The sequence below is a fragment of the Superficieibacter sp. genome (assembly GCF_032071645.1).
Lineage (GTDB): Bacteria > Pseudomonadota > Gammaproteobacteria > Enterobacterales > Enterobacteriaceae > Superficieibacter.
The window spans coordinates 158,513-170,407 of sequence record NZ_DAMAPU010000008.1; the positions used below are offsets into that span (position 1 = coordinate 158,513).

The 11,895-nt window shown below is 55.7% G+C and carries 8 protein-coding genes; 2 read left to right on the plus strand and 6 right to left on the minus strand.

Annotated features, from left to right (window positions below; translation table 11 throughout):
- Nucleotides 1-124: 124 nt before the first annotated feature.
- A complete protein-coding gene (gene metH, locus RT197_RS15785; RefSeq protein WP_312952102.1) occupies nt 125-3,808 on the minus strand; it encodes a methionine synthase in 3,684 nt (1,227 codons plus the stop codon).
- A gap of 180 nt (nt 3,809-3,988) precedes the next feature.
- Between metH and iclR the strand changes: the two genes are divergently transcribed.
- Complete coding sequence (gene iclR, locus RT197_RS15790; protein WP_312952103.1) at nt 3,989-4,816, plus strand: glyoxylate bypass operon transcriptional repressor IclR; 828 nt, start codon at nt 3,989-3,991, stop codon at nt 4,814-4,816.
- Between the two features lie 31 nt (nt 4,817-4,847).
- Here iclR and aceK read toward each other — a convergent pair whose 3' ends face one another.
- The 4 genes from aceK to metA form a co-directional block, all read right to left on the minus strand.
- On the minus strand, nt 4,848-6,602 hold the full coding sequence (gene aceK / locus RT197_RS15795; protein ID WP_312952104.1) for a bifunctional isocitrate dehydrogenase kinase/phosphatase: 1,755 nt from the start codon (nt 6,600-6,602) through the stop codon (nt 4,848-4,850).
- A 48-nt stretch (nt 6,603-6,650) separates the two neighbouring features.
- A complete protein-coding gene (gene aceA, locus RT197_RS15800; protein ID WP_312952105.1) occupies nt 6,651-7,955 on the minus strand; it encodes an isocitrate lyase in 1,305 nt (434 codons plus the stop codon).
- A gap of 29 nt (nt 7,956-7,984) precedes the next feature.
- Nucleotides 7,985-9,586 (minus strand): malate synthase A, encoded by a 1,602-nt coding sequence (gene aceB, locus RT197_RS15805; RefSeq protein ID WP_312952106.1) that lies wholly within the window; start codon nt 9,584-9,586, stop codon nt 7,985-7,987.
- A 268-nt stretch (nt 9,587-9,854) separates the two neighbouring features.
- Nucleotides 9,855-10,784, minus strand: coding sequence for a homoserine O-succinyltransferase (metA, locus tag RT197_RS15810; protein WP_312952107.1), 930 nt, complete (start codon nt 10,782-10,784; stop codon nt 9,855-9,857).
- Between the two features lie 155 nt (nt 10,785-10,939).
- On the opposite strand from metA, the gene RT197_RS15815 reads away from it, so the two are divergent.
- Entirely contained in the window at nt 10,940-11,389 is a 450-nt protein-coding gene (locus RT197_RS15815; protein ID WP_312952108.1) for an acetyltransferase, read from the plus strand.
- A 2-nt stretch (nt 11,390-11,391) separates the two neighbouring features.
- Here RT197_RS15815 and RT197_RS15820 read toward each other — a convergent pair whose 3' ends face one another.
- A complete protein-coding gene (locus RT197_RS15820; RefSeq protein WP_312952109.1) occupies nt 11,392-11,775 on the minus strand; it encodes a YjaA family stress response protein in 384 nt (127 codons plus the stop codon).
- Nucleotides 11,776-11,895 lie beyond the last annotated feature (120 nt).

Below are 11,895 nucleotides of genomic sequence, written 5' to 3' on the forward strand. Positions count from 1 at the left end.
TTATTCAGGCTCTGTATCAGTATAAGAGGTTAATTGTAATAAAGAGACAGGACGCTTAAAGAGCGTCCCGTTTGTTGTAAGCCGCTATTTCAGGCTCCAGCCGATGAGTGCGCGGCGCGTGTCGCTAGTCTGCGTCATATCCCAGATTAGGTGCCAGCCAGCGCTCGACCTCTGCGACCGTCATACCTTTACGCCGGGCATAATCTTCCACCTGATCGCGCTGGATCTGCGCCACGGCGTAATATTTGCTGTCGGGATGACTGAAGTACCAGCCGGAAACCGATGCGCCCGGCCACATGGCGAAGGACTCGGTGAGCTTCATGCCGGTGTGGGTTTCGACATCCAGCAACTGCCAGATGGTGCCTTTTTCGGTGTGTTCCGGGCAGGCCGGATACCCCGGCGCGGGACGTATGCCCTGATAGTTTTCGCGGATCAGCTCCTCGTTGCTGAGGTTCTCCGTGGGCGCATAGCCCCAGTAAACTTTGCGCACCCGCTCGTGCAGGTATTCAGCAAAGGCTTCGGCCAGACGGTCGGCAATGGCTTTCACCATGATTTTATTGTAATCATCGTGCTGCGCATCGTAAGCCTCCGCCAGCGCGTCTTCTTCCAGCCCGCCGGTAACGGCGAACGCGCCGATGTAGTCCGCTTTGCCGCTTAGTTTTGGCGCAACGAAATCGGCGAGGCAATAGTTGGCGAAGCCGGTTTTTTCCGTTTGCTGGCGCAGATGATGGCTGACGCTGAGCACGTGGGTGCGCGTTTCGTCGCGGTAGATTTCCACGTCATCACCCACGCGGTTGGCCGGGAACAGACCTACCACGCCGCGCGGGTTGAGCGTTTTCTGCGCGCTGAGCTGGTCGAGCAAAGCGTTGGCGTCGTGGAACAGCCGCTGCGCTTCTTCGCCCACCACCTCATCTTCCAGAATGCGTGGATATTTACCCGCCAGCGACCACGTCATAAAGAACGGCGTCCAGTCGATGTAATTACGCAGCGTCTCAATGCTCGCCGTCACTTCCTGCACGCCCAGCCGATGCGCTACCGGCGGAGTATAATTTTGCCAGTCGAAGGCCAGATCGTTTTCACGCGCAGCCTGCAATGTGACCGGCGGCGTGCGCGGTTTTTTACGTCCGTGCTGAATGCGCACGGTTTCGTATTCTTTGCGGGTGCGGGCGACAAACTCATCGCGCTGCGTTTCTGACAGCAGCGCCGACACCACGCCGACAGTGCGTGAGGCGTTCTGCACATAGACCGTCGGACCGCTGTAGTTCTGCTCTATTTTTACCGCCGTATGCGCTTTCGACGTGGTCGCGCCGCCGATCAGCAGCGGCAGCGTAAAGCCCTGCCGCTCCATCTCTTTCGCCACATTGACCATTTCATCCAGCGACGGGGTGATAAGCCCGGAAAGACCAATCAGGTCCGCATTCACTTCGCGCGCGGTTTTGAGGATTTTCTCCGTCGGCACCATCACGCCCAGATCGATGATTTCGTAGTTATTGCATTGCAGGACCACGCCAACGATATTTTTGCCGATATCATGAACGTCGCCCTTCACGGTGGCGATCACCATTTTGCCGTTGGTCTTGCCTTTCTCTTTGCTGGCTTCGATATAAGGTTCGAGATACGCCACCGCCTGTTTCATGACGCGGGCGGATTTTACCACCTGCGGCAGGAACATTTTGCCCTCGCCGAACAGATCGCCAACCACGTTCATGCCGTCCATCAGCGGGCCTTCGATCACTTCAATGGGGCGCGCAGCCTGCTGGCGGGCTTCTTCGGTATCCTGCTCAATAAATTCGGTGATGCCTTTCACCAGCGAATATTCGAGGCGCTTTTTCACGTCCCAACTGCGCCATTCGGCCTGCTGGGCGTTAGCGACCTCATCGGTTTTACTACCGCGATATTTTTCCGCCAGATCCAGCAAACGTTCGGTGCCGTCATCACGGCGGTTGAGAACCACATCTTCAACGGCATCGCGCAGTTCGGCGGGCAGATCGTCATAAATCGCCAGCTGTCCGGCGTTAACGATACCCATGTCCATGCCGTTACGGATGGCGTAATAGAGGAATACCGCGTGGATCGCCTCGCGCACCGGGTCGTTGCCACGAAACGAGAACGACACGTTGGAGACGCCGCCGGAGATCAGCGCGTGCGGCAGTTCGCGTTTGATATCTTCGCAGGCACCGATAAAGTCCTGGGCGTAATTATTGTGCTCTTCAATGCCGGTCGCCACGGCGAAAATATTCGGGTCAAAGATGATGTCTTCCGGCGGGAATCCCACTTCCTGGGTAAGAATGGTGTAAGCCCGACGACAAATTTCAATCTTGCGCTCGCGGGTGTCCGCCTGCCCGACTTCATCAAACGCCATGACCACGACCGCCGCACCGTAGCGCCGTACCTGCTTCGCGTGGTGAATAAAGGGTTCCACGCCCTCTTTCATCGAGATGGAGTTGACGATGCCTTTGCCCTGGATGCATTTCAGGCCTTTTTCGATAACGTCCCATTTTGAGGAGTCGATCATGATCGGCACGCGGGCGATATCCGGCTCACCGGCAATCAGGTTGAGGAAACGCACCATCGCCGCTTCGGCGTCAAGCATCCCCTCATCCATATTGATGTCGATGATTTGCGCGCCGCTCTCAACCTGCTGGCGGGCGACGTCCAGCGCTTCATTGTATTTTTCTTCTTTAATCAGGCGCTTGAATTTTGCGGAGCCGGTGACGTTGGTCCGTTCGCCAACGTTGACAAACAGGCTGTCATCACCAATGTTGAGCGGCTCCAGGCCCGCCAGGCGGCAGGCCACCGGGATCTCCGGCAGTTTGCGCGGCGGAACGCCTTCGACCGCGCGGCTCATGGCGGCAATATGTTCCGGCGTGGTGCCGCAGCAGCCGCCGACAATGTTAAGGAAGCCCGCCTGCGCCCATTCGCCGATCTGGGTAGCCATCGTGTCTGCGTCCAGATCGTACTCGCCAAACGCATTGGGTAGCCCGGCGTTGGGGTGCGCGGTGACGTAGCATTCAGCAATGCGCGACAGTTCCTGAACATACTGACGCAGCTCGTCCGGCCCCAGTGCGCAGTTCAGGCCGAAAGTGAGCGCATCGGCATGGCGCAGGGAGTTATAAAAGGCTTCGGTGGTCTGCCCGGAAAGCGTGCGCCCGGAGGCGTCGGTGATGGTGCCGGAAATCATAATCGGCAGTTCAACGCCCAGCGCCTCAAACTCTTCTTTAACCGCGTAAATAGCGGCTTTGGCGTTGAGGGTGTCGAAGACGGTTTCAATCAGGATCAGGTCGCTGCCGCCTTCCACCAGCGCTTTGGTCGATTCGCGATACGCGCTGACCAACTGATCAAAGGTGACGTTGCGGTATGCCGGATCGTTTACGTCCGGTGAAATCGAGGCGGTACGGTTGGTCGGGCCGAGGACGCCTGCCACGTAGCGCGGTTTTTCCGGCGTGCGGGCGGTCCATTCATCGGCGCAGGCGCGCGCCAGTTTCGCCGCCGCGACGTTGATTTCTGCCGACAGGGATTCCATCTGGTAATCCGCCATCGCGATGGTCGTGGAGTTGAAGGTGTTGGTTTCAATGATATCCGCGCCCGCCGCAAAGTAGGCGTTGTGGATCGCAGCGATAGTCTCTGGTTTACTCAGGACCAGCAGATCGTTATTGCCTTTCAGGTCACAGGGCCAGTCAGCGAAACGTTCGCCGCGAAAATCCTGCTCGTTCAGACGGTAGCCCTGGATCATGGTGCCCATGCCCCCATCCAGAACCAGAATGCGTTCATTTAACTGCGCACGCAGTTGCTCTACTTTGCTGCTCACACCGACTCCCGACAACGCTCAACGTAACGAAGCATAGTGGCATAAAGCAGGAAGGTGGAAAAGAGAACAACGGGGAACATGAGACAAGTTCACTTACACTCATCCGATCAGCATAGTTGTTGTTGCATTATACTGAGATAAAACGAAAATGATTTCCACGATACAGAAAAGGAGTGCGCTATGGTTGCCCCCGTCCCCGCTAAACGCGGCAGAAAACCCGCCCCCGCCGCCACCCAGCCTGCGACCGGTCAGGTGCAGTCGCTCACGCGCGGCCTGAAGCTGCTGGAGTGGATTGCTGAATCTAACGGCAGCGTGGCGCTTACCGAACTGGCGCAGCAGGCAGGTTTACCCAATTCCACCACCCATCGCCTGCTGACCACGATGCAGCAGCTTGGCTTTGTGCGGCAGGTCGGCGAGCTGGGACACTGGTCCGTCGGCGCGCACGCTTTTATGGTCGGCAGCAGCTTTTTGCAGAGCCGTAATCTGCTGGCGATTGTCCACCCGATCCTGCGCAAGCTGATGGATGATTCCGGCGAGACGGTGAATCTGGCCGTGCTTGATCAAAGCGACCACCAGGCGATTATCATCGATCAGGTGCAGTGTACCCAGTTGATGCGCATGTCCGCGCCCATTGGCGGCAAGCTACCGATGCACGCTTCCGGCGCGGGGAAAGCCTTCCTGTCTCAATTGAGCGAAGAGCAGGTCACCGGGTTGCTGCATCGCCAGGGGCTGCACGCTTATACCCACGCCACGCTGGTTTCCCCGCTGCATCTGAAAGAAGATCTCGCCCAGACCCGCAAGCGTGGCTATTCGTTTGATGATGAAGAGCACGCGCTCGGCCTGCGCTGCGTGGCGTCCTGCATTTATGACGAGCACCGCGAACCTTTTGCCGCCATTTCAATTTCCGGTCCGATTTCACGGATTACCGATGACCGCGTCACTGAGTTTGGGGCGATGGTCATTAAAGCCGCGAAAGAAGTGACGCTGGCATATGGCGGGGTGCGGTAAACGCGTTTTCATCCGGCGGTACACATCCCCGTTATTTTGCGCTGTGCCCGGGTGAGTCATCGGCCCCATAGCGGACGCTAAAGCGCTGGCGTCTGCGATAGGCGTACACGTCCTCAACATGCCCGTGACGGATGCGCGTTTGTAGCTCGCGCCAATAGTCGGCACGGAACAGATCGGCGTGCATTTCTTCAAACAGTGGCCCGATGCGCGGGTCGGCACACAGCCAGTGGCGAAACTCCTCCGGGAAAACGTCGCCCGGCGAGACGCTGTACCAGGGTTCTGCACTCATTTCATCTTCCGGGTAGCGCGCTTTCGGGATGTCGCGGAAATTCACTTCCGTCATGTAGCAGATTTCATCGTAGTCGTAGAACACCACGCGCCCGTGGCGGGTGACGCCGAAGTTTTTAAACAGCATGTCGCCGGGGAAAATATTGGCGGCGGCAAGCTGGCGGATGGCGTTGCCATACTCTTCAATGGCGTCGCGCAGTTGCTGGCCGTCCACCTGCTCCAGCCAGATATTCAACGGCACCATCCGACGCTCAATGTAAAGATGACGAATTGCGATTTGCTCGCCCAGATCGGTAATTTTTTCCGGCGCTTCCTGCATTAAAAGCGTCATCAGCGCGGGAGAAATTTGTCGCTTCTCCAGCACGAAATTCTCGAACTCCTGGGTGTCGGCCATGCGGCCGACGCGGTCATGCTCTTTCACCAGTTGGTAGCAGGCGCGAACATGCGCGGCGGACATCTCTTTTTGCGGTGCGAAGGTGTCTTTAATGATTTTGAATACCCTGTCGAAGCCCGGCAGGGTGAACACCAGCATCACCATTCCCCGCACGCCCGGCGCTTCAATAAATTGCTCGTCGGTGCCGGTGCTGTAATCCAGATATTCACGGTAGCTTTCCGTTTTTGCGTGTTTCTGGCAACCGATCGCCATGTAAAGTTCGGCGGTGGTTTTCCCCGGCAGGATCTCACGCAGCCACTCCACCAGCGCGGCGGGCAGCGGTGCATAGACCATAAAATAAGAGCGGGCAAAGCCAAAAACGATGCTGGCCTCGGCGATACTGGTCAGGCAGGCGTCGACCATCAGTTCGCCCGTATCGGTGCGATGGATGGGCAGCAGAAACGGCAGTGTTCCCACTGGCGTGACGAGTTTACCCACCAGCCACGCGGCTTTATTGCGGTAAAAAAGCTCGTTGGCAATATGCAGATGCGCCTGGCGTAACAGCTCTTCGCCAAAGGTTTCGCTCAGGTGCGCAATGATATAACGCACGTCGCGGGCGCTGTCCTGCCAGGGCAGGCGTAGCGGCAGATCGCTTAATAATTTGCTGAGCAGCGATTCCCAGCCGTGTTCCGGGTAAAAGGTTTTTGCCAGCGGGCGCGGGATGGTACGAAAACGGCGCTCCGGCTGGGAGCTAAATATAAAAAGCCGCTCAGGAGTTAATGAGCGGTGGTCAAATAACCGGCAATAGACGGAATTGAAAAAGCTTTCCGCTATCTCAAAGCGAGGGTAATCCGGTAACAGGCTGGTGTAGTGCTGTTTGACCCGCAGTAAAAAGTCCGCATCCGTACTTTTTCCGTCGGTGATACAGCGCAGTTGCTCCACCACCAGACCCACATGATGATCGTAGAGATGGATGCGGTTTTTCATCGCCAGCTGAACAGCGTGCCAGTCGGCCTGTTCAAAACGTTGCTGCGCGCCGGAAGTCACTTCCAGAAAGCGACCATACTGGGCGTCAAAGCCCTGTAAAATGGTTTGTGCAATCAGCAATTCCAGACCACGCGTCATCGCCGCTCCTTACATTGACCCTCTCCGGCTGGAGAGGGTCGGCCGTCATCAGAACTGTGATTCTTCCGTGGAACCGGTCAGCGCGGTCACGGACGAGGCTCCGCCCTGAATGATGGTCGTCACTTTGTCGAAGTAGCCGGTCCCGACTTCCTGTTGATGGGAAACAAATGTGTAGCCCTGCGGCGCAGAGGCAAATTCCGGCTGCTGTACTTTCTCGACGTAGTGCTTCATGCCTTCACCCTGGGCATAGGCGTGCGCCAGGTCAAACATGTTGAACCACATGCTGTGAATGCCCGCCAGGGTAATAAACTGGTACTTATAGCCCATATCGGAAAGCTGCTGCTGGAAGCTGGCAATGGTTTTATCGTCCAGGTTCTTCTGCCAGTTGAACGACGGTGAGCAGTTGTAGGCCAGCAGTTTGCCGGGAAATTTAGCGTGAATGGCATCGGCAAAGCGGCGGGCCAGTTCGAGGTCCGGGGTCGAGGTTTCACACCACACCAGGTCGGCATACGGGGCGTAGGCCAGACCCCGGCTGATCGCCTGTTCAATGCCCGCACGGGTACGGTAAAAGCCTTCGCTGGTTCGCTCGCCGGTGATGAATTCACTGTCGTAAGCATCGCAGTCGGAGGTAATCAGATCCGCGGCGTCTGCATCAGTACGCGCAATCAGCACCGTCGGCACGCCCATCACGTCCGCCGCCAGACGCGCGGCCACCAGTTTTTGAATGGCTTCCTGAGTGGGCACCAGTACCTTGCCGCCCATATGACCACACTTCTTCACCGACGCGAGCTGATCTTCAAAGTGTACCGCCGCTGCACCGGCAGTAATCATCGATTTCATCAGTTCAAACGCATTCAGTACGCCGCCGAATCCCGCCTCTGCATCGGCAACGATCGGCAGGAAGTAATCAACGTGACGCGGATCGTTCGGCTCAATGCCGGATGACCACTGGATCTGATCCGCGCGGCGGAAAGTATTGTTGATCCGATCCACCACCGCTGGCACCGAATTCGCCGGGTATAAGGATTGATCCGGGTACATGCTGGCGGCGAGGTTCGCATCCGCTGCCACCTGCCAGCCGGACAGGTAAATCGCCTCAATCCCCGCTTTCGCCTGCTGTAACGCCTGACCGCCGGTCAGCGCGCCGAGGCTATTGATATAGCCTTTTTTTGCTTCGCCGTGCAGCAAACGCCACATTTTCGCTGCGCCAAGTTGTGCCAGCGTGCATTCCGGGTTGACCGAGCCGCGCAATTTCACCACCTCTTCCGCGCTGTACGGACGACGGATGCCTTCCCAGCGCGCCTGGGTCCACTCTTTTTGTAATTCTTCTGTTTGTTGGGTACGAGTTTTCATGTGCAGATGCTCCATAGGTAAGCGGTGAATTAAGCCAGCAGCCGGTAGCCGGGCAGCGTTAAGAAATCGATCAAGTCGTCGGAGGTGGTGATTTGTTCCATCAGGCGCGCGGCGTCATCAAAGCGCCCGCTGCTGAAACGTTGCTCGCCCAGCTCTTCCTGGATCACCTGCATCTCTTCAGCCAGCATCTGGCGGAACAGGGATTTAGTGACCGGTTTGCCGTTGCTCAGCGTTTTTTGATGGTGGATCCACTGCCAGATTGAGGTGCGCGAGATTTCGGCGGTGGCAGCATCTTCCATCAGACCGTAAATCGGCACGCAGCCGTTACCGGAGATCCACGCTTCGATGTATTGCACCGCGACGCGAATATTGGCGCGCATTCCTGCTTCAGTACGTTCACCGTCGCAGGGGGCCAGTAACTGTTCTGCGGTGATGGGTGCGTCCTCTTCGCGGCTGACGGATAACTGATTTTTGTTATCGCCCAGCACTTCATTGAAGACATCCATCGCGGTATCGGCGAGGCCGGGGTGCGCGACCCAGGTGCCGTCGTGACCGTTATGGGCTTCCAGGGCTTTGTCCGCTTTCACTTTAGTCAGCACCTGATTGTTGCGCCCGGCGTCTTTGCTGGGGATAAATGCCGCCATGCCGCCCATCGCAAACGCGCCGCGCTTGTGGCAGGTTTTGATCAGCAAACGCGAGTAGGCGCTCAGGAAGGGTTTATCCATCGTGACCACCTGACGATCGGGCAGCACGCGATCGGGGTGGTTCTTCAACGTTTTGATGTAGCTGAAGATATAGTCCCAGCGTCCACAGTTCAGGCCAACGATGTGATCGCGCAGCGCGTGCAGGATCTCGTCCATCTGAAATACAGCGGGCAGGGTTTCGATCAGCAATGTCGCCTTAATGGTACCGCGCGGCAGATCAAAGCGATCTTCTGTGTAGCTGAAGACCTCGCTCCACCAGGCCGCTTCCTGCCACGCCTGAGTTTTCGGCAGATAGAAGTAGGGACCGCTACCCTTTTCCAACAGGGCTTTGTAGTTGTGGAAGAAATAAAGGGCAAAATCAAACAGGCTGCCGGGGATGGCTTCGCCGCGCCAGGTGACGTGTTTTTCCGGCAGATGCAGGCCACGCACGCGACAAATCAGCACCGCCGGATTGGGCTTAAGCTGATAAATTTTCCCCGTCTCGCTGGTATGGCTGATGGTGCCGTTGACGGCATCACGCAGGTTAATTTGCCCGTCGATGACTTTGTTCCAGTCCGGGGCCAGCGAGTCTTCAAAGTCAGCCATAAAGACTTTGACGTTAGCGTTCAGCGCGTTAATCACCATTTTGCGCTCAACGGGGCCAGTGATCTCTACCCGGCGATCCTGTAAATCATCAGGGATACCGCGAATCTTCCAGTCACTTTCACGAATGGAAGCAGTTTCCGAAATGAAATCTGGCAACCTGCCGTTATCAATATCCTGCTGCTGCTGGATGCGCGCGGCCAGTAGCCTGTTACGCTTCGGCGTAAAACGCGCCACCAGTTCGGTCAGGAATGCGACGGCTTCAGGAGTAAGAATGTGCTTTTCTTGCTCCCCGTACGGCTGCTTAAAGGCGAGTTCATCGGCGGTGGCTGCCTGTTGTGTCATTGCGCTGCTCCTCGTTAATGATCCGGGATCGTCTCCAGCGTGAACGAAGGATCGTTGTCGGATTTTCGTTCAGCACAAATAAGACTACTCAATTAAATTACAAAATCAAAAACTATTTCCATTTTTAATTTAATTATCATTTAACATATTGATAACTTTATGAATAAATTTTTTACAGCTCGTGAAGTGGTTTTCGGAAATGAAAAAGGCACCCGAAGGTGCCTGAAATGAGGTGCTGAAACGCTTTAGGCGCGTAGCTTATGGAGGATTAATCCAGCGTTGGATTCATATGACGCAGATCGTATGGCGTGATCTGGTAAACGTAATAGTTGAGCCAGTTGGTGAACAGCAAATTGCCGTGGCTTCGCCAGGTGGCACGCGGCGTGTTCTGCGGATCGTTTTTAGGGAAGTAGTTATACGGCACGTCCGGGTTAAGCCCGGCCTCAACGTCGCGGAAATACTCTCCGGCGAGGGTATTGGCATCGTATTCAGGATGTCCGGTGACGAACGCAATACGCTTATCCTTGCTGGCAAAGAGATAGGCGTCGCCCGCGTCCGTTTCAGCAAGGATTTCCAGGTCGGTATAGTCACGGATCAGCGCAGCCGGAAAGTCAGCAAAGCGTGAGTGCGGAGCCAGGAACGTATCGTCAAAACCGCGCGTCAGTAGCGCATGAGGGTGTAAAATATGATGTTCGTAGACGCCGGAAAGTTTGTGAGTGCGGGTTTGTTTGGGGATACCGTAGAGAATATTGAGCGCGGCCTGTACCGCCCAACAGACAAACAGCGTTGAGGTCACGTGATCTTTAGCCCACTCCAGCACTTGCTTGATCTGCGGCCAGTAAGCCACATCATTGAACTCTACCAGACCCAGCGGCGCACCGGTCACAATCAGGCCGTCAAAGTTTTCATCGTAGATTTCATCAAAGTTACAGTAGAAGTTATTCAGATGCTCGGCTGGCGTGTTACGGGATTCGCGCGCGTCAATACGCAACAGTTTGATATCCACCTGCAACGGTGAATTCGACAGCAAGCGGAGAAACTGGTTTTCCGTTTCGATTTTCTTGGGCATAAGGTTAAGAATGAGCACCTTTAGCGGACGAATTTCCTGGCCCGTAGCGCGCGAGGCCGTCATTACAAAGACGTTCTCTTCACGCAAGAAATTGACGGCTGGCAGCTCGTCCTGCACCCGAATCGGCATAACTTATATCCTCACTGCATACGTTTAAACGTTTAGACATCCAGACAGCTGACAATACCCAGGAATAACGGTAATGTCGAGTCTGGAGGCCGAAGGTGAGAAAGTTTCAAGGCAATGTCTACGTTAGAATATAAGCATCACAAAAAGGAGAGAATATGGTTATTAGCATCCGCCGATCGCGGCACGATGAGGCTGACAGGCTGGCGGAGATCTGGTGCCGTTCGGTCGACGCTACGCATGATTTTTTGACCATGGCTTATCGTCAGGAACTGGAAGAGCTGGTACGTGCTTTTTTACCGGAAGCTCCGCTGTGGGTCGCTACGACGGCACAGGATACGCCGGTAGCGTTTATGCTGCTGACGGGGGATCATATGGATGCGCTGTTTGTCGATCCTGATTTTCGTGGGAAGGGCGTGGGACGACTGCTGGTGGAACATGCGCTGACGCTTGCCCCTGAGCTGACCACAAATGTTAACGAGCAAAATTTGCAGGCGGTAGCGTTTTATAAACAGATGGGATTTACGGTAACGGGCCGTTCAGAGAAAGATGATTTGGGTCGGCCTTATCCTTTACTGAATTTGCGACATATTGCGAAGCAGGTATAACTTTATTGCTGATTCAGCATGGCCATTACGGCGCTATCGCTGAGTACCGCTGACTGCGCGTGTACCTGAAGTTTCCGGTACTTCATTGCTGTTGCGCCAGCAACAACTTCCTGAAGGACGCGCTCCTCGACCTGTGATAAGCCCCCTTCGTTCATTTCCAGGGCGCTGACCACGATGTTGTAGCGCTTTGCTGGTAGCCATGCGCTTAATCCTGAACGTGGATAAAGTTGCAGGATGAGATCGCGTAATATTTTTTCTGCCGTGAAGAAATTGGCAATCAGAAGGCGTTGATTACTGAAGGTTCCCTGACCGACAACTTCCTGCTGGCGGGTGATATCGCGAAGCGTTATCCGATCGCGACGGATTTGAATATAAAGCACCGTCATGAAAGCGCCTTCCATCATGTTGATACAATGCAAAAAGCCCGTCCTTGCGGACGGGCTTCTGCTTTATTTGATGCCTGGCAGTTCCCTACTCTCGCATGGGGAGACCCCACACTACCATCG

What these genes read in the sequence shown, in the direction of transcription:
- iclR (WP_312952103.1), top strand. Translation starts at nt 3,989, where the DNA reads ATGGTTGCCCCCGTCCCCGCTAAACGCGGCAGAAAACCCGCCCCCGCC.
- aceK (WP_312952104.1), bottom strand. Translation starts at nt 6,602, where the DNA reads ATGACGCGTGGTCTGGAATTGCTGATTGCACAAACCATTTTACAGGGC.
- aceA (WP_312952105.1), bottom strand. Translation starts at nt 7,955, where the DNA reads ATGAAAACTCGTACCCAACAAACAGAAGAATTACAAAAAGAGTGGACC.
- aceB (WP_312952106.1), bottom strand. Translation starts at nt 9,586, where the DNA reads ATGACACAACAGGCAGCCACCGCCGATGAACTCGCCTTTAAGCAGCCG.
- metA (WP_312952107.1), bottom strand. Translation starts at nt 10,784, where the DNA reads ATGCCGATTCGGGTGCAGGACGAGCTGCCAGCCGTCAATTTCTTGCGT.
- RT197_RS15815 (WP_312952108.1), top strand. Translation starts at nt 10,940, where the DNA reads ATGGTTATTAGCATCCGCCGATCGCGGCACGATGAGGCTGACAGGCTG.
- RT197_RS15820 (WP_312952109.1), bottom strand. Translation starts at nt 11,775, where the DNA reads ATGACGGTGCTTTATATTCAAATCCGTCGCGATCGGATAACGCTTCGC.